This is a genomic window from Leptolyngbya sp. FACHB-261, assembly GCF_014696065.1.
GTDB lineage: Bacteria > Cyanobacteriota > Cyanobacteriia > FACHB-261 > FACHB-261 > FACHB-261.
This window is the reverse complement of the sequence record NZ_JACJPL010000018.1, coordinates 424,956-442,251: the sequence shown is the minus strand read 5'-3', so window position 1 is coordinate 442,251 and position 17,296 is coordinate 424,956. Positions and strand designations below refer to the sequence as shown.

The following is a 17,296-nucleotide window of genomic DNA, read 5'->3' as shown; positions in this document are numbered from 1 at the left end:
CCAGCAAACAGCCCTCTGGCCCGTCCTAGCTGGCTGATCCTACTGGCTCGTCTGCGCTAGCAGGGTGATCAATTCCTCGGCTAGGTTTGCTAAGCGGTCTTCGAGTTCGTGCTGACGGCTTAGCAGGTGCCGTAGCTTCTGCGCACGGGCAATAGCCAGACTCGCAGATGGCACTTGATCCGGAGGGCAATCTCGGCACCAATTTCTGCCCTGTTCATCAATGCCACGCAACCGGTAGCGTTGCTGCCAGCCGGGTCTTGTATCTGACTGGAGTTGAGGCTCCGTTACCCGCACCCCTGGCAGTTCGTAGGATTCTAGCCAACCATCAAGGAGTGGGCCTTCATTGTGTAAAGCGTGGGCCTGCTGCGCAAGCTGAGTTAATTCCGCCTGCCAAGCCAGTACGCGACCTCGCAGTGTCTCGATCAAGCTGGCGGCGAGCAGAGGATTGGTGGAATTCCGGGAGCGCTTAGCTAGGGATCCTAAGGACGTGCGAGGCAGCAGAGGGGCCTCAGGGCTGTCCTGCAGATGCATGGGTGCAATCGTCGGTTGAGACTGAGGGACGAAGCTGGGAATGGCCGTGGCAATGGCCGACAGGGGCAGCTCTGTAACCAGCGCTACTTCAGCCAGCATCGCCTCAGTAGGCGCCGCTCCTTCAATGGCAGGTTCCTCAACGGCAGCAGAGCGCAGGGGTGGCTCTGAGGAATCCCCGAGGATCTCGCGTACCTCGAGCTGTTGAAGAGTTACTTCAATGCGCTTCAGTCCGTGTTGCCTGGATCGGTTTCGGATCAGCACCTGCCGTCGCCATCCTTTAGTTTTCTGAGCTTGGATTGCCTGAGTGAGTTCTCGGGGCTCTGCTCTTTTCTAGAGCAAGATGAAAAATCAGGGATTTCACTGTCTAGATCCTTGATTAAATGTACCCAGATTTGCAGAAGGAATACGAAACTTGCAAAGCAAGGAGTTAAGAAGCATTGAACTGCATCCTGGTCACGGGACCGACTCGCTCGGGCAAAAGTGAGTGGGCTGAGCGCCTAGCGGAGCATTGGGCTAAGCAGAATCGACAGCCTGTCATCTATGTTGCTACGGCTAAAGCTGACCCCAGTGACCCAGAGTGGACTGCGCGTCTAGAGCAGCATCGCCAGCGGCGACCGCCCCATTGGCAAACTCTAGAGTCTCCCCATGACCTTGCCGAACTGCTGCGCTCAGCCCAGCCCCAAACCTGCTGGCTGGTCGATTCCCTTGGCACCTGGTTGGCTAATCGTTTGGACGAAGATGAACTGGTTTGGCAGCAGACCCGTGATGAGTTGGTAGCGGCATTGGCTGCCAGTCCGGCAACGGTGATTCTGGTAGCAGAGGAAACTGGTTGGGGGATAGTGCCCGCCTATGAGCTGGGCCGTCGCTTTCGGGACCGGCTGGGAGAGCTGAGCCGTTGTGTGGGACGGGTTGCTGCTCAGGTTTATCTAGTGGTGGCTGGTTATGCCTTGAATTTGACTGAGCTGGGAGTGTCCGTCGACTCCAAAACTGACCTCAAGAATTGACTTCAAAAAAAGTTGACCTAGAAAAATAAATGAGCGCAGATCATTGACCTACGCTCGTCCTGGCTCTCTCACCTCCAAACCTTCAAAGCTGTTCTAAGGGCTTAGTTCTCAGAGCTTAGTTCTCAAGCTTTGACTTAAGCATTCGCCCTCAAAAATTGAGCTTTAGAAACCGATCAGAAACTAAATTGAGTTCGCAGGTTGCCGACATAGACGGCAGGATTGCTATCGAAATTGTTGGGATGGATGATCGCGTAGAAGGACGGCACGATCGCAATATTGTCGGTTAGCGGCAGGAAGTAAGAAAGCTCAATGTCGTACTGCTTACCCCCGTCACCGAACCCAGAGACTAAGAACTCCTGACCCCGAGTCACGCTGAAGGGCACCAGCGCTGTGAGTACTGCCAGTGCTCCTGGCTTGAACAGATCGGGGAAGGCCAAACCAACTTGGTAGGACTGGGAATTGAGCCCCCGACTGCCAAAACCGACGCGGTCTAACTCGACACTGCCATAGGTGTAGCGCCCAAAAATGCCGAAGCCCGGTGTGATTAGCCAGTCAAGGCTAACCGCGAAGGCGTGACCACTAGAGTCGTTGAGGGGAATTCCCACTCCCGTAATCGGATTGGCACCACCATCTGCAAGACCGTAGATCGGTTCACCGGTTGCGCCACCGATCTGCCCAAAAATCGGTTGAATATTCAGGCGGTTGTAGATCAGCCTGAGGCCAAAGTTGTTGCTGGGCGAGTAGGTCAGTTGAGCGGTGAGCGTGTTCGTGCCGCTAAACAAACCTTGATCGGTTCTGCTGGCAGAACCATAGCCCAGACTGGCGGGTAGAAACTCATTATTCTCCGCCAGATAGCCAACCCGCACATCAAACTGCTCCCCAATGGGCAAGATCGCGACCGCACCAGCCCCTCGGTCAATCGTGTTGAGCAGAGTGCTGCCGCTAGAGTTGAAGCTGCCAGCGCCGGTCAAGAAGAATGTGAAGCGGTTGCCGTCAAAGTAGCGATACCAGTTGACCCGGGGGCCAATGACTAGTCGACCATTGCCGAAGATCGGAAAGTCATAGGCCAGTTCACGCAGGATCACCCGTCTGTCGTCCACCGCTGCATCCGAGGCGATCTGGTCGGTGAAGGGTGTACCCCAGGTGTTGTACAGCCCCCCAGAGACGTAGAGATTAGCGGGAGAGCCAAGGCCAGCGTCACTGAAGGCAAGTTGCGTGATCAGGTTGTCTTTGCCGGTGAATGACGTGTTTAAGGTCAGCCAGACCAGTGAACTGAAGATGACATTGGGGTCTTCGTCGATGCGTCGAACGGCTGCCCGGTTATCAGGTGGCGTCCGCGCCGCTGTGAAGGCGTCGTTGCCCTCTGCGCGTATGGTCCCATCAGCACTGGCGCCGGTGAAATTAAACCAGGCTAGGGCGTTGAGCTTGGTTGTCGTGGAGAACTGATTGGCCTCTAGCTCGGCTGTGCGCGCTTCCAGGCTGTCTACCCGACCGCGTAGAGTTGCTAGCTCGGCGGCGAACTGCTCTTGTAGCCGTTGTAGTGTCGCCAAATCCTCACGGGAGACTTTGTCAGCTAAGCCTGCAGCAATCAGCTCATTCACCCGATCTAAGGCGGCATTTAGACCAGCAGCAAACTCATAGCGAGTGAGGGCGCGGTTGCCTCGGAAGGTGCCATCGGGATAGCCTGCAATCACGCCATAGCGCTCGACCAGCGACTGCAGGGCTTGGAAGGCCCAGTCGGTGGGTCTAACGTCGGAAAGCTGAGACACTGAGGTGACCTGCGCCGCTTCTGTATCCGCTGTCACTAGCTCAGAAGTTGAGTTAGACACTGGGCTAAGGGCCGAGCCAGTTCCCTCCAGGCTGTATTGATTAAGTTGCTCCAGAGTTTGGCTGGTTTCAATCTCGCTAGCCGAGGCAGGGCTGCCTAGCGCCAATGGACCTGACCCCAGGAGGCAGAGAGCCAGTAGAATTCGTGGACAATGCCTGAATGCCTTCACAACTCACACTCCTCACTCAAATCCGCCCGTATTCTGGGCTACACCAAGACACACATTTATCAACTGCCCTCAGTAAGATTTGTAGTCCAAACGACATAACCTCCGGATTCATGTTCTATGTCAATGATTTTGGTTAGTTTGAGTGTTAAACGTGATCACTTGACAAGCCCACAATTTCGTTAGCTCACGGCTTTTAATAGCTAGCCGTGAGTGACGCTGAGGTGGCTTGAGCCGGGTCAGTACAATAACGAAGCGCCCTCTATCGACCAATCCGTTGTGAAAATGGGCTCATCTCTGCCGTCCCGACCTATCTACCTGGACCACCACGCCACTACCCCCACGGATCCTCGCGTGTTGGAAGTGATGTTGCCCTACTTCACCCATGCGTTTGGTAATGCAGCGAGCAGCTCCCATGTCTACGGCTGGGAGGCGGAAGCGGCTGTGACACAGGCGAGAGAGACCCTAGCGGCAGCAATTAATTGCAGTCCAGAGGAAATTATCTTCACCAGTGGTGCAACTGAAGCCAATAATTTGGCGATTAAAGGTGTGGCGGAGGCTTATCTCAGTAAGGGGCGTCATTTAATCAGTGTGACCACTGAGCATAATGCCGTGCTTGACCCTGTGCACTATTTGCAGGGCTTGGGTTTTGAGGTGACTTTATTAGGGGTTGATAGCCAAGGGCTGATCGATTTACGGGCCCTAGAGCAAGCAATTCGACCCGATACTGTGCTGATTTCAGTGATGGCTGCCAATAACGAAATCGGTGTTCTGCAGCCACTAACGCAAATCGGAGCCTTGGCTAAGCAGCACAACGTGCTCTTTCACACTGATGCTGCTCAAGCAGTCGGCAAAATTCCGCTGGATGTGCAAGCTCAGAACATTGACTTGATGTCGTTGACGGCCCACAAGGTCTATGGACCTAAGGGTATTGGTGCGCTTTACGTGCGTCGTCGCGATCCACGGGTCAAGCTAGCGCCTCAGATGCATGGTGGTGGTCACGAACGCGGTTTGCGCTCAGGCACTCTGTTCGTGCCCCAGATTGCTGGCCTAGGCAAAGCGGTCGAACTGGCGATGCTGGAACTTGAAAGTGAAGCTGCTCGGCTCACTAGTTTACGGGAGCAGCTTTGGCAGCAACTCCAGGTTCTAGACGACCTCAAACTTAACGGCCATCCCGGCCAACGCCTGCCCGGTAACCTCAATGTTTGCTTTGGTGGGGTGGATGGTGAAGCCCTGTTGATCGGGCTGCGCCAAGTGGTTGCGCTTTCTTCGGGTTCTGCCTGCACCTCAGCTGAAGTGGCTCCTTCCCACGTACTCAAGGCGTTGGGTCGAACTGACCAGGAAGCCCACGCTGCACTGCGCTTTGGCTTAGGCCGCTTCAACACCACCGAAGAAGTTGATCAAGTTGCCGTTGCAGTAGTCGATACCGTACAAAAGCTGCGCAAAATGGCAATGACGTGGCGTTAAAAAGCAGGTTAGTAGACAGGATTGCAACCCCGCGCAGAAAAACTCTTGACTCTCCAGCAGCCTGGAAACTTCAAGATCAGAAACAAGGTCAAAAAAGAGTGAATGACTTAATTATGATTCAACTCAAAGTGCCCGATTTAGCCTGTTCTGCTTGTGTTGCAACTGTAACCAGTGCGATTCAAAAGCTTGATCCAGCCGCAACGGTTCAGGCTGACCCTAAAACTAAATTAGTCCAGGTAGAAACGAGCCAATCAGAGGAAACTTTGCGTCAGACCCTGCTGAAAATTGGTTATCCTGCGGCGTAATTTGAGACAGGTCCAAGCGCACGGCTGGTACTAGTTGGATGGGTCTAGAGCCTTGATGGTTTCCGATTAGCTAACGCATGGCAACTCGACGGTGAAACTAGTTTCATTGGCTTGACTTTTGGCTCGGATTTGGCCGCCGATCTGCTCCACTAGTCTCTTGACCAGGGCCAGCCCTAAACCTGTTCCCCCCTGCTTCCAGGGATCGCTGCTGGGAATTCGATAGAACTTCTCAAAGATATGCACCAGCTCAGAGGCTGGAATGTCCATGCTGGAATTGACCACCTTCAGCTCAACGACTTTAGCTGAGTAAGGACGCAAGCCTAAAGTGTTTGGCTTCGGGGCTACGCTGACCGTAATCGTACCGCCCGGTGGAGTGTACTTACAGGCGTTGTTGAGAAGCTCAGCCACAATGCGCTCAAGGCTAGAAGGATTGGTTGGCAACACGGGTAGATCTGGAGCAACCCTGACCTGTAAACACTGCTCTCGACTGGTCGCTCGCTCCTGAAACGGAGCCACAACTGGTGGCAGCCACTGCTGCAAATGCAAAGGTTCTAACTCCAGTAACTCAGCTCCGGCTTCAAGCCGTTGCAGGTCCAATAACTCGTTGATCAAGTCAGCTTCACGGTTACATTCTGTTTGCAAAATCTGCAAATAACGCTGGCGTTGTTCGTCAGAACTGGCAATCTGCAACATCTTAATTGCCATTTTCATGTTGGCAATTGGGGTTCGCAGTTCATGGGAAACCGTATCGAGAAAATCATCTTTGAGCTGATTGACTTTCTTCAGTTCAACCACCTGAACCTGAGCTGCTTGATAAAGGCGAGCCTGACGAATGGCAATTGCGCATTGATTGGCCACCTGTTGCATCAACCGAATTTCGAGCTCTCGAAAGCCCTGCTTCGGGTGCCGAAACAGCCACAAATCACCCACAACCCCGTGATGGTCTGACATCGGACAAACCAGAATTAGAAAAGTCTGGTCGGGTCGAACCGGGTTAGGAACTATCTCACAAAGTTGAAGATATTGACCTTGAAGGAGCTGTGGATAAACGGCTGGAAAATCTCTCATCCAGACCACCCGTCCTATAGAGGATGGAGCACAAGGGCTGTACTCATAACAGATGGTTGATGTCCCTTGCTCAAGGTCATATAGGCCAGTATCACAACGAGAGGCGTTGAGCGCTAACCCGAGCTCTCGCACTGCCGTTTGCAAAATTTGAGCTTCGTCTAAGCTATCTCGCACTGCATCCGTAATTCGCTTGAGAACCGCTTCAAACTGAGACGCCTGTTGTATTTGAGCGGTGTGCTCTTGCACCTGGTGCTCAAGATTGGCGTTAAGTTCTCGAACCTGAGCGCACATCGCTTGCAGTTCTGCTTTGGCAAGAATACGCGGTGTAATGTCTTCAATAATCCCCACTAAATACTGAGGATTACCTACTACATCTCGTACTAAGGAAACAGTTAGGTTAGCCCAGATTTGAGCCTCATCTTTGCGGATATAGCGTTTCTCCATTGAGAAAGATGAGATCTCACCGGCCAGGAGTTGAGCCGTATATTGGCGATCGCGTTCAAGGTCATCAGGGTGACTGATATCCTCTAGCTGCAGAGTCAGCAACTCCTCCCGCGTATACCCAAGAATCTCACAGTGCTTCTGATTGACAAATTGCCATCGCCCATTCACATCAGTGTGTGTAATGCCAACAGCTGCCTGGTCAAAAGTTGCCCAAAATCTTTGTTCGCTTGCCTCTAAAGCTGTTTCTATCCGCGTCCGTTCAGTAAGGTCTTCTGTCTGCACAATTACTGAATCAGGCGGTATAAAAATGTAGCTTACTGATAAGCACTTGGAACTATCAGTAGAGGCTAACCGATATTGCAGCTCTCGCTTTAGCGTCACTCGCTCCGTCAAGCATTGGTTGAGCGCTTCTAAAACTTCTGGGGTGTCTCGATAGAGTTCATGGGCTTTTTTGCCAATTGAATTGACAACGGCTCCCCCTGTAAACTCTAAAGCCGCCCGATTGTAGTCAGTCAGAATTAGAACATCCCCCTGCCGTTGCCAGGTATAGGTAGGGAGCGGTGTGTTCTGGTAGTAAGCCCTAAGTTGGGTGTCTCGCTCCTGCAGCAGCTTCTCTGCTTGCTGGAGCGCAGCCTCTAGAGGTTCCAAATCAGCTCCAGCCCGGTGAGAAATTCCTGGCCGACGGATTAGCTTGCTTTCTGCACCTTTCCTGCTGTCCATCAATAATCCACAGCGCTAATCGTGCAATACCTACATCGCCTGCATCATCATCCAGAGTCAGGTTGTGAGGTATTGGCACCCCTCCGGAAAGCTATTGAGTTCCCTCTGCTCAGTTAACTCAGTGTTAAAACACTGATCCCAGCTTGGCGGATAACCAGTTATAGCCTCAATCCAGATTTGTAAACCAATAGCGTGAGGAATAGTACCAAATGTAGCTTGCCAGTCTTGGTACTTATCTTAATTGCAGCTTATTGCAATGGTAGATCCAGGACGATAGTCAGACCAGCTTGGCCGGAGAACGGGGAGCCCGATTGAGCGCGACAGTTGCCGCCAGCGGCCCAAACTAGCTCTGCCACTGTGGCGAGCCCCAGCCCTAGCCCTGGCACCTGACCCGTAAAATACTTCTCTACCTGCACAAAGGGCTCCCAAATACGGGCACGCAGCTCTGAAGGAATGCCCGGCCCGTCATCACTCACGCTCAAGCGAACCTGTTTATCAGAGACGGGGGTGATCTCAACGGCTAGTCTGGGCTGATGCTGAGGGTGAAATTTCACTGAATTCTCCATCAGCTCCATCAGAATCACTTCCAGTGAGGTGCGACGTAGAGCCAATTTCTGGGGAGCTTCTGGTCTTGCCTCAGTCAAAGCGTCGGCCACCGAAAGTTGAAGTTCTGCAACTGAAAGTTCGCTATAAAGTTGTCGAGCAATCAAACTGATATCAGCAACTGTTGCCGGGTCTGGTCCTTGATAGCTACCCGTGAACTCTAAGTAGGAAAAAATATTCTCCAGTTGGCGGTGAACGCAGGTGGCCCGCTCCTTCATAATGGCGACCATTTCGGCGCTTTCTTCTGGCGTGAAATCTCGCCCATCCAAGCCCAGCATCGCCAGCGACATAAGCAGGCCATTCATTGGCGTTCGCATCTTGTGCTGAATCAGCGTCGCAAACACAGCCTGCTGCCGACGCTCTAACTGCTGCACGGTCACATCTCGGCAGTGAAGTAGCCAGCCCACCTCTGGACCTTGCATCCTCTGAGCAGATAGCCGTAGCCACAGTTCCTTGCTCAAGGAAGTTTCTGGCCGAATCAGACTCAGAATAAAACTGTCCTGGTTTGAGATTTCCTGCCAAGTGGTCTCGGGTCGAATCAGAAATCGCCCTTGGCAACAATCGAAGAGCGCTTTGCCCTGCCAAGCCTCATCACCAGCTAAGTCTAGGTAGTGGCGGGCAGTGGGGTTCGCAAACTGCAAGCGACCGTCTCCATCGAGCAGCACGAAGCCGTCGTCGGAATTCATCACCGCCCATTCAAATTTCTGGCGCTCGCCCAACTGACGGCGGTAGTGGTTCAACTTCAGCGTATTGCGGACTCTGGCCAGCAACTCGACTGCTTGAAAGGGCTTAGAGATAAAGTCATCGGCCCCAACCTCCAACCCCTGAAGACGGGCTTTAAAGTCGTCTAAGCCGGTAATAAAGATCACGGGGATGTCTCGCCAGCGTTTATCGGTGCGAATCCGCTGACAGACCTCATAGCCATCCATGCCGGGCATCATCACGTCCAGCAGGATCAGCTCTGGGATCATTTGCTCTAGCACCTCAAACACCGCTGCACCACTACTCGCCGGAAATAGCTGGTAACCCTCGGGGCTCAGCAGAGCTTCCAGCGTGCTGAGGCTAGTTCGTTGGTCATCCACAATCAAAATAGTGGGGCTCACAGGCATTTCAGGGCAGCAAAAAGGGACGCAGGGCCGAGCTTGGAAGGCATTAGAGGTCAGTATTCCCTCGCATTCCATTTAGGTGAACGCTGACTTAATTTGAACTTTAGAGACTCAAAAGAAGCGAAGAGTGGGCGGATTTACTCCCCAAGTCCTTGCTGCTGATCCATGCAGGCTAGACAATAGAACAATCTGCATATAACCCGTGAACTCCAAACTTGCCCCCGTGAACAACATCCGCACGGTTTCCGATACCAAGCGAGCCTTCTGTAAAGCGTACGTTCGCCCAATCAACTCCGTCTACCGCCGGGTAGTGGAAGAGCTAACGGTTGAGCTGCATTTGCTGCTCGTCAACACTGACTTTCGCTACGACCCGATCTTTGCTCTGGGTATGGTAACTGCCTTTGAGCAGTTCATGCAGGGCTACCGTCCTGAATCTGAACGGGAACCCATCTTCAACGCGCTGACCCAATCTCTAGAGTTGGATCCCAATCAACTGCGGCAGGATGCCAGCCGGTTATTGGAACTCGCAGACCGACGCTCGGCAGAAACTCTGACCCTGCTCACCCGGCTCGAGAGCACTGAGGCTGAGCTGAGCGAATTGCAAAACTTACTGCAATCGGTGGCGGGTAACCCAAAATTCCGGTACAGCCGTCTGTTCGCGATTGGCTTATTTGCCCTGCTGCAACAGGGAGACTCGCAAGCTATGGCCGACGACGGTCAGCGCAAGAGCATGATCAACCAAGTCAGCGGAGCCCTTAAGCTACCAGACGACAAGCTCACTAAAGACCTCGACCTTTACCGGACCAATTTAGAGAAGGTTGCTCAAGCTCGTCAAGTCATGGACGACATCCTGAAAGCAGACCGCAAGAAGCGCGAGCAACGCGCCACCACTACGTCGAGTGAGGAGGAGGCTCCGTCTGAAACTCCCTCTTGAGGAACTGCTGGTGGTTCTGACTACAGTTCCAGAGGTTGAAACAGCTCAGACTCTGGCGGAAACTCTGGTAACTGAAAAACTAGCAGCCTGCGTCCAAGTCTTGCCAGCAATGACCTCAACCTATTGCTGGCAGGGCAAGTTGGAAGTTGCGACCGAGCACTTGATTTTGGTTAAGACGCTGCGCACTCGCTATGCTCAGCTAGAAGCTCGGCTGAAAGCACTGCATCCCTACGCGGAACCGGAGGTTGTGGCGCTCTCAGCAACGGCTGTGAGTGCTAGCTATCTTGCTTGGGCAATGGCTAGCCTTCAGTTAGATTAATCCTCTAGTCGATGCAAACACACGCCTCCAAGCGTCAAAGCACCAACCCAGGCTAGCTGCTTTGGCAATCCATAGATCAGCTGTCTTTAACTAGTTCTTTAACTGGCTAGGTCTGGGTAAACGAGCTAGGGTAGGGGCATTCAAAACCGTAGGGTGCACGCACGTCAAACCATTCCGCAAGCGTGAGGTGCTGGTGCATTGTTTGGAATTGACCCTGCTCTACTGCTCTTGCTTGTCGTTTTAGCGTTCGGATTTCAAATGTTACCAACCAATCCGCTTGCAGGCTCAGCGGATAGTTTGCCATTTCTGTTGGCTTTTGGTGTAGCCCTCTTGCTGATTGTGCTGTTACTGTCGAGCTAAACAAAGTTCAGGCTTGCTCAAGGTTGACCTGGAAACAGATCGATCCTGAGCAAGCTTGATTTAGACCGTAACTCTACTCTCTAGCGAGACCTAGATATTGAGAATTCTGAAGTAGATTAGGGCGACTAAGATATTGCCTGCGAGTAGGAGTAGAGCCCAGAAGGTACGGAAAGGATAGGGTTTCTTGCCAGTTTGGATCGGGCCTTTGCTGGTTGTCATGGCAGAGAGCCTCCAGTGTAAGTGTTATTCACAGATAGCAAAAATCGGTCCCTTCATTCGCAAACTGCCCCACTCTGTTACAGGAATTGTTACAGAGACTGGGGCAGACCTTAGTGATCAGGACACCAAAACCTTAGGTGTTAGCAGCGCCGTAAGTAGGCTGCGCCCGACGGGAGAGCCAGAATCCGGTAGCTCCAGGCTGATCACCCCAGCTTTCTTAAGCACGAAAACGCCTCTTGCTTCACCCCAGATCAGGGTCTCTGCCCAGTCGCTTAAGTCCGGATTGTGCCCCACTAGCGCCAAATTCCCAACCTGTGAGTTTCTGGCCTGATTGGCCTGCCACTGCTGGAGCCACTCCAGCCAAGCCGGGAAACTGCCCCCTGGAGCCAACAGAGCAAAGTCTTGCAACTGAGTTGATAACCCTTGCTCTTGCAAGATTTGAGCAGTCTGCCTAGCTCGGACTAGAGGACTGGTGAGGATTAGTTGAAAGGAAGTGCCTAAGGTCGCTAGACGTTTAGCACAGGCACGAGTTTTGCGCTGGCCTTCCGGCGTCAACGGACGCTCGGCATCGTTGGCGTAGGAACCATGCTCTCCTGCTAAGCCATGACGGATGAGGTACAGCTGCATCGTGCCCCGCCTAATCTGTCTGACCTGCCGTTCTACGAGTTGCTAAGGACTACCCGGAGCAGTGGCGGCAGCAACAGTGAAGCGGCCACTAGCAAAGCGCTAAAGGCGGCAATCAGCACTGCTCCAGCTGCACAGTCCTTGGCAACCTTGGCGAGGGGGTGAAAGCTCTGGCCAACCGTTAAGTCCACCACTGCTTCCAGGGCTGTGTTTAGCAACTCCATTGCCAAGACCGCGCCGATAGTCAGGCCAATGACGGCCATCTCGACTGCTGCCAAGCGCAGAAAAACGCCTAGCCCAATTGCCAAGCTGCCAACGATGAGATGAACTCGAAAGTTACGCTGAGTCACACAGGCGTAGCTGATGCCTGCCCAGGCATAGCGAAAGCTGCTCCACAACGTGGGCGCAACCTGCCATGCCAGTTGCCGGAGGCCAGTCCCAGGTGTGACCTGCTGCGACCGAGGTTCGGTGGTGGGTAACTGAGTCGACATGGGAGTGGACGACATAGGGGGGCTATCGAGATCGAGGTTCAGCAAGGCATTCAAGATGTAGGACAGCAATCGGAATGCAGGGAAGTCGCCTGTAACAAGCGGTCCTGCTGTTCCAGCATTCGCTCCAGGCTGGGCTCATCGGGGTGGTCCCATCCCAGCAGATGCAGTAAACCATGAGCTGCCAGCCAGGCCAGCTCCCAAGTCAGTGAGTGGCCACGCTCAAGGGCCTGTCGCTCAGCTGTTTCCACCGAGATCAATAGATCGCCCAAGTAGAGCGGCTCGTCTAGCTCAAATACCTCGGGAACCTCAGCTTCTAGCGCGGCAAAGGCTAGCACGTCGGTTGGGCGGTCTTGACTTCGATACTGTAGGTTGAAAGTTTGAATTTCGAGATCATCCGTCAGGCGGAGGGACAGCTCATAACATTTCTGGCTGTTGAGGTCAGGCGCAAGCACCTCCAGCCAGGTCTGAAACCAGTCTTTCCACTGCTCTTGTGAAATCGGCGTTGGCTCGTTGGTTTCTAAATTGAGCTCAACTGCTGTCGCCAGAGTTGACATAGAAGAGGGCATTACTGAACGGGTATCGCTGGGAAGCCCCATGCCGGTAGTCTATCCCGGTTAATTGAACCTGCCCCATCTTCACAGAGATTTTACGGGACACTTTGTGCTTAGGACTACTTAGTGAAAGGCAACAGAAAGACCAACCAGGGCAGCAAGGACGCCAAAGGTCGTTAGAGCAAAGTGAAATAGCGAGGTACCACGCTTTTTGACCATGTTGCGCATGGCAAGCTTGACATAGCTGTCTTTAGGCTCTGAGCTTAGAGCCTCAGAGCTTGCGGTTTCTGGCAACGCAGAATTTTCGGGCTTGGGCACCTCGGGTTGAGGCGTTTGGGGTAGGGAATCAGTCACGACAGTGCTGGCAATTAAAGCCGGGGATTACACACAGAATGTAACAAATTTTGTTCAGACAAAGCCTGAATGACCTGAATCGTAGGACAACTCAAGCTGCAGCTCAAACTGAAGTGACACAAAAGCCCCGGTCGGACTAACGACCAGGGCTTAGCAATGTCCTTCAAGAACAAGAATTAGAGCTGGCAGCTCTAGAGAAGCTGCTCAATCGTGGTGCGGTACTGAGACTTCATCTTCATGCCGACCATTTCGCCAACCTTGGCTTTGTGCTTGAAGAACTGAACTGTGGGAGTGCCCCGGACGCCCCCAGCCTCAGCAACTTCTGGGTCTTCAGTCACATCAATTTCGATGTAGTGCAGCTGACCTTCGTAGTTGTTGACTAGCTTCTCCAGGATGGGCTTGAGCGTATGACAGGGACCGCAAGTGGGCGAAGCATACTTCACAACAATTAGCTTGTCGCTCTCGTGATAAAGCCGTCGTAAGGCGTAGCCACCCACATAATGCGTGGCATCAGCTTTGAAGCTATCAGCAGTCGTAGCAGTTGCAGCCGCTGCTGCCGTGCTCGTTTCTGAGGTGCTTGCTTCTGGGGTGCTCTGCGCCGGGGTGTCTACTTCCAGGTCAGACGCGCCGTGGGGCATATAAGAGGCTTCGATGGTGGCCTCGACTGACTGATGGTACTCCTCAATCAGACCTTGAACTGAGAGCCAACGCTCAGCCAGAAGGGCAGCCATACAGCCCGTTCCTGCTGCTGTGATTGCCTGACGGTACTCGTGATCCTGGACATCACCTGCGGCAAAAACACCGGGGACATTGGTTTCTACCGAGCCATGCTGGGTCTTGATGTAGCCTACTTCATCAAGATCTAGCTGGCCTTGGAACAGGCTGGTATTGGGAGTGTGACCGATGGCATAGAACAGACCGCCAATGGGCAGTTCGCGTTTTTCGCCAGTCGTGGTGTCTTCAAGCTTGATGCCCCGGATCTGCTGGTCATCACCGTATATGTCGAGGGGACGAGAGTTCCAGTGGATCTCGATTTTGGGATGGTTGATCACGCGGTCCTGCATGGTTTTGCTGGCTCGCATCTGGTTACTCCGTACCAGCATGTGCACCTTGCAGCCGTACTTGGTCAGAAAGAGCGCTTCTTCGGCGGCAGTGTCTCCGGCACCCACGATGGCCAGTTCTACGTTCTTGAACATGGGCGTAGCCCCGTCGCAGATAGCACAGGCGGAGATGCCTCGGTTCCAGTAGTAGCCCTCACTGGGCAGATTCAGACGCTTGGCGGTAGCGCCAGTGGCGATGACAATGCTGTGGGCATAGATTTCGCGCTCTTCGGAGCGAACCCGGAAGGGACGCTGGCTGAGATCTACATGAGTGACATCTTCGGTATGTAGCTCCGCCCCCCAACGCACGGCTTGAGCCTTCATGCGGTCCATCAGTTGCGGACCTTGAATGCCTTCTGGAAAGCCGGGAAAGTTTTCGACATCCGTGGTGGTCATGAGCTGACCCCCGGGCAGACCCCCGGCCTGAAACCCTTCAAAGACAATGGGTTTTAGATTGGCTCGCGCTGCATAAATGGCTGCGGTGTATCCAGCCGGTCCGGAGCCAATAATGACCAGGTTCTCAACACGGGCATTTCCGGGCGTTTCAGTCGCATTCATTTCGACCACCGTGCCTCCTAAGGCAAACTCGTAACGACTACACTTAATTTAACATAGCTTTGGCTTTCTCAGACCAGACCCAGCTGAATCTGAATCTCATCTGAGTCTCGGAGGTTTGCTTAAACCATCGAATGCCTATCCCGGCTCAATCAGAGCGAGAACTCTGATTGAGCCGGGATAAAGACTTTAGCGGCGTCCCGCCTTTAGCGGCGCTGCCACCAGAGCCAGCCTGCGGCTAGGAAGCCCAGTAGCGGCAACAGAACCAGGGAAACGATTGCGACTGCGTTCTGCTGACCCCCATTTAATACCAGGCGGCGATTTTTGGGTTCTTTGGGACGGATCGTGAGCAGGTCATCACTGCGGGTTAGCCAGTTGGCCGCATTCAGCAGCAGGTCGCCGTTCCGTGAGTTGCCAAAAAAGGCATCGGCTGCAAAATCTACGCTACCGAAGACAACCAGTTGAGGACGGGGAGCGTTATTGCCTGTCTGCTGACTGATCGCCACGGCCAAATTCAGAGGACCTTGAAGATCGCGACCGGGCGTGAACTCCAGGGTTTGCGTGTAATCTTTCTCGCCCCAACTCTGAGCTGTGGATTGCAAAAGTGGCTGGGCCTCAATTGCGGGCACTTCCGTCAGGGTGAGCGAACGACTGTGGGCAAAGATAACTCCCGAGTTTGCAAACTCTCGGGTAATTGGGTGAGGCGGAAACTGCGTGACGATGGGAATATCTGGCCCGCCGCCAGCCAACTGAGCACCAGCCACGTCAATCACTAGGTTAGGCTGGAGCTGAACCCCATAGGGCTTAAGCAGGGCATCCAGGCCGGGATTGGTACTGGGCTCAGCTAGCAACAGCAGCTTGCCGCCTTGCTTGAGATAGGCCTGGAGCGCTGCTACTTCACCGGCTAAGAGTGGCTGGCGCGGACCGGCTAGCAGCAGGAGATCGGTGCCGGAGGGAACTGCTTTGCTGGTGATCAGATTGAGTGGAGTGAGGTTGTAACCCTCCCGGCCCAAGGCTGCTGCTGCCTGGGAAAGGCCGTCTTGAGTTGGTGCATCGAAGCTGCGTTCGCCATGTCCCTGTAGGACCGCGAGGCTCGTCTGGCGATTGCGCGTAATTTGCACAATGTTGCTGGTGAGCTCCGATTCGCTGAGGCTGGCAAAGCTGCGACGTTGCTCGCCGCTTTCGATCACCAGCGGTTGCTCCTGAGTGAACTCCAGGCGACGGGCTAGATCTGGCTTAGCCTTGGGATCAACAATTTCGTACTGAACTTGTCGTGGATTGACGCGCTGGTACTGCTCTAAACGACGGCGCAGATTGGGATTGGTGTCACTATTAAAGGCCCAGATTTTGATGGGCTGTTTGAGATCGCGCAGCACTTGCTGTGTCTGAGGCGAGAGGGTGAACAGCTGGTTCTCGCTCAGATCCCAGCGGGTTGAGTAGCGCACGGCCAGGACATTAACGGCTGCCAGCAGGGCTAACAGCACCAGGGTCAAGCCCAGCGTATTGGCGCCGCTGCGGGTGGAGCGCTTGCCCCAAAATTGACCAAGCTGCGAGCCGTGGAAAAATGCCCAGACCAGAGCGACTAGCAGCAATCCGGCCAAAACCGCTAGAGGCAGTGCGACCTTCAACACCAAGAGCAGCCCCAGGCAGAACCCGCCTGCGACCAGAGCAATCGGTAGCCAGCTAAAGGGCCAGATTAAAGAACGTTTCATGACTCCTCCGCCTAGCCGCGCTGAAAGCGCAGACCATCAACAACCTGAACCGTCAGAAACCAACCCAACACGATCAAGCTGGCAAACCAGACCAAGCCGCTGGTGGTGACAATGCCGAGCGTTAAGTCGTTGAAGGGCGTCAAGATCGATACACCACGCAAGATAGCGCCCACCGGCCCGCCCAAGCTTTCGGCTGCTGCATCGGCCAGTTGCAAAAACAGAACGACGCCGAAGGTAGCCACTGCTGCCAGCAAAGTGCTCTCGGTGAGCGCTGACAAGCACAGGCCCAGTGACAGAATCACTGCCGCTAGCAGCACTAAACCCAAGTGGGCTAGCAGCACGAGGACCGGGTTGGCGGCTGGCTCCGCACCGTTAAGCGCGATCCCTTCGTAGACCAGCAGCGGTAGGAGCAGGCCAATATAAAAAGTCAGGGCGGCCAGCCATTTGCCAAAAGCGACGGCAAAGCTGCTGATGGGTGAGGTTGCTAACAATTCCAGCGTGCCGCGACGGCGTTCTTCGGCGTAGAGTCCCATCGATAACAACGGCAGAATAAACAGCGAAACCGTGCCCAGCACGGAGACAAACTGCTGGACCAAAATCAAAGCCATATCGTAACTGGGGCCAGCAGCACCACTGGCCTGGGCTTGTTGGTCCGCCAGAGAAGCATTCTGTAGAAGGTTAAACAGAAGGGAAGTGAAGAAAAAGCCAGCCAGGAGCCAGAAAATAGCGGCCACTAAATAGGCTAGAGGCGAGCCGAAATAAGACTGCAATTCGCGACGATAGATCGCAATGACGCTGGATAAAAATCCTTGGCCTGGCATTGTTCGCCTTGTCT

At 53.8% G+C, this 17,296-nt stretch carries 17 protein-coding genes; 5 read left to right on the top strand and 12 right to left on the bottom strand.

The window, feature by feature from the left end; genetic code table 11:
* Positions 1 to 39: 39 nt before the first annotated feature.
* Positions 40 to 792, bottom strand: coding sequence for a hypothetical protein (locus H6F94_RS11340; protein ID WP_190802316.1), 753 nt, complete (start codon positions 790 to 792; stop codon positions 40 to 42).
* A gap of 176 nt (positions 793 to 968) precedes the next feature.
* On the opposite strand from H6F94_RS11340, the gene cobU reads away from it, so the two are divergent.
* Entirely contained in the window at positions 969 to 1,535 is a 567-nt protein-coding gene (gene cobU, locus H6F94_RS11335; RefSeq protein ID WP_190802315.1) for a bifunctional adenosylcobinamide kinase/adenosylcobinamide-phosphate guanylyltransferase, read from the top strand.
* A gap of 173 nt (positions 1,536 to 1,708) precedes the next feature.
* On the opposite strand, the gene H6F94_RS11330 is transcribed toward cobU, so the two are convergent.
* Complete coding sequence (locus H6F94_RS11330; RefSeq protein ID WP_313949268.1) at positions 1,709 to 3,532, bottom strand: iron uptake porin; 1,824 nt, start codon at positions 3,530 to 3,532, stop codon at positions 1,709 to 1,711.
* Between the two features lie 282 nt (positions 3,533 to 3,814).
* Between H6F94_RS11330 and H6F94_RS11325 the strand changes: the two genes are divergently transcribed.
* Entirely contained in the window at positions 3,815 to 4,996 is a 1,182-nt protein-coding gene (locus tag H6F94_RS11325; RefSeq protein WP_199320342.1) for a cysteine desulfurase family protein, read from the top strand.
* Between the two features lie 113 nt (positions 4,997 to 5,109).
* Positions 5,110 to 5,301 (top strand): heavy-metal-associated domain-containing protein, encoded by a 192-nt coding sequence (locus H6F94_RS11320; RefSeq protein ID WP_199320341.1) that lies wholly within the window; start codon positions 5,110 to 5,112, stop codon positions 5,299 to 5,301.
* A 66-nt stretch (positions 5,302 to 5,367) separates the two neighbouring features.
* Here the strand turns inward: H6F94_RS11320 and H6F94_RS11315 are convergent, their stop codons facing one another.
* On the bottom strand, positions 5,368 to 7,533 hold the full coding sequence (locus H6F94_RS11315) for a sensor histidine kinase (RefSeq protein ID WP_190802314.1): 2,166 nt from the start codon (positions 7,531 to 7,533) through the stop codon (positions 5,368 to 5,370).
* A 248-nt stretch (positions 7,534 to 7,781) separates the two neighbouring features.
* Positions 7,782 to 9,239 carry a response regulator gene (locus H6F94_RS11310; RefSeq protein WP_190802313.1) on the bottom strand — a complete coding sequence of 486 codons (1,458 nt, stop codon included), beginning with the start codon at positions 9,237 to 9,239 and terminating at the stop codon, positions 7,782 to 7,784.
* A gap of 205 nt (positions 9,240 to 9,444) precedes the next feature.
* Between H6F94_RS11310 and psb29 the strand changes: the two genes are divergently transcribed.
* Both psb29 and cutA read left to right on the top strand, forming a co-directional pair.
* Positions 9,445 to 10,176, top strand: coding sequence for a photosystem II biogenesis protein Psp29 (psb29, locus tag H6F94_RS11305; RefSeq protein ID WP_313949267.1), 732 nt, complete (start codon positions 9,445 to 9,447; stop codon positions 10,174 to 10,176).
* A 10-nt stretch (positions 10,177 to 10,186) separates the two neighbouring features.
* Entirely contained in the window at positions 10,187 to 10,495 is a 309-nt protein-coding gene (gene cutA, locus H6F94_RS11300) for a divalent-cation tolerance protein CutA (RefSeq protein ID WP_313949266.1), read from the top strand.
* A gap of 450 nt (positions 10,496 to 10,945) precedes the next feature.
* On the opposite strand, the gene psaX is transcribed toward cutA, so the two are convergent.
* The 8 genes from psaX to H6F94_RS11260 all read right to left on the bottom strand — a co-directional run bounded on the left by psaX (position 10,946) and on the right by H6F94_RS11260 (position 17,282).
* Positions 10,946 to 11,074, bottom strand: coding sequence for a photosystem I protein PsaX (gene psaX, locus H6F94_RS11295; RefSeq protein ID WP_190802312.1), 129 nt, complete (start codon positions 11,072 to 11,074; stop codon positions 10,946 to 10,948).
* Between the two features lie 117 nt (positions 11,075 to 11,191).
* Entirely contained in the window at positions 11,192 to 11,701 is a 510-nt protein-coding gene (sixA, locus tag H6F94_RS11290) for a phosphohistidine phosphatase SixA (RefSeq protein ID WP_190802311.1), read from the bottom strand.
* Between the two features lie 32 nt (positions 11,702 to 11,733).
* Positions 11,734 to 12,204 carry a diacylglycerol kinase family protein gene (locus H6F94_RS11285; RefSeq protein WP_242041103.1) on the bottom strand — a complete coding sequence of 157 codons (471 nt, stop codon included), beginning with the start codon at positions 12,202 to 12,204 and terminating at the stop codon, positions 11,734 to 11,736.
* A gap of 35 nt (positions 12,205 to 12,239) precedes the next feature.
* On the bottom strand, positions 12,240 to 12,743 hold the full coding sequence (gene ybeY / locus H6F94_RS11280; RefSeq protein WP_242041102.1) for an rRNA maturation RNase YbeY: 504 nt from the start codon (positions 12,741 to 12,743) through the stop codon (positions 12,240 to 12,242).
* Positions 12,744 to 12,863: 120 nt separating this feature from the next.
* The gene (locus H6F94_RS11275; protein ID WP_313949265.1) at positions 12,864 to 13,094 is read right to left on the bottom strand and encodes a DUF3285 domain-containing protein; all 231 of its coding nucleotides are present in this window, start codon (positions 13,092 to 13,094) and stop codon (positions 12,864 to 12,866) included.
* A gap of 191 nt (positions 13,095 to 13,285) precedes the next feature.
* Positions 13,286 to 14,752 (bottom strand): thioredoxin-disulfide reductase, encoded by a 1,467-nt coding sequence (gene trxB, locus H6F94_RS11270; RefSeq protein ID WP_190802309.1) that lies wholly within the window; start codon positions 14,750 to 14,752, stop codon positions 13,286 to 13,288.
* 203 nt (positions 14,753 to 14,955) lie between these two features.
* Positions 14,956 to 16,461 (bottom strand): GldG family protein, encoded by a 1,506-nt coding sequence (locus H6F94_RS11265; RefSeq protein WP_190802308.1) that lies wholly within the window; start codon positions 16,459 to 16,461, stop codon positions 14,956 to 14,958.
* A gap of 11 nt (positions 16,462 to 16,472) precedes the next feature.
* On the bottom strand, positions 16,473 to 17,282 hold the full coding sequence (locus H6F94_RS11260) for an ABC transporter permease (RefSeq protein WP_190802307.1): 810 nt from the start codon (positions 17,280 to 17,282) through the stop codon (positions 16,473 to 16,475).
* Positions 17,283 to 17,296 lie beyond the last annotated feature (14 nt).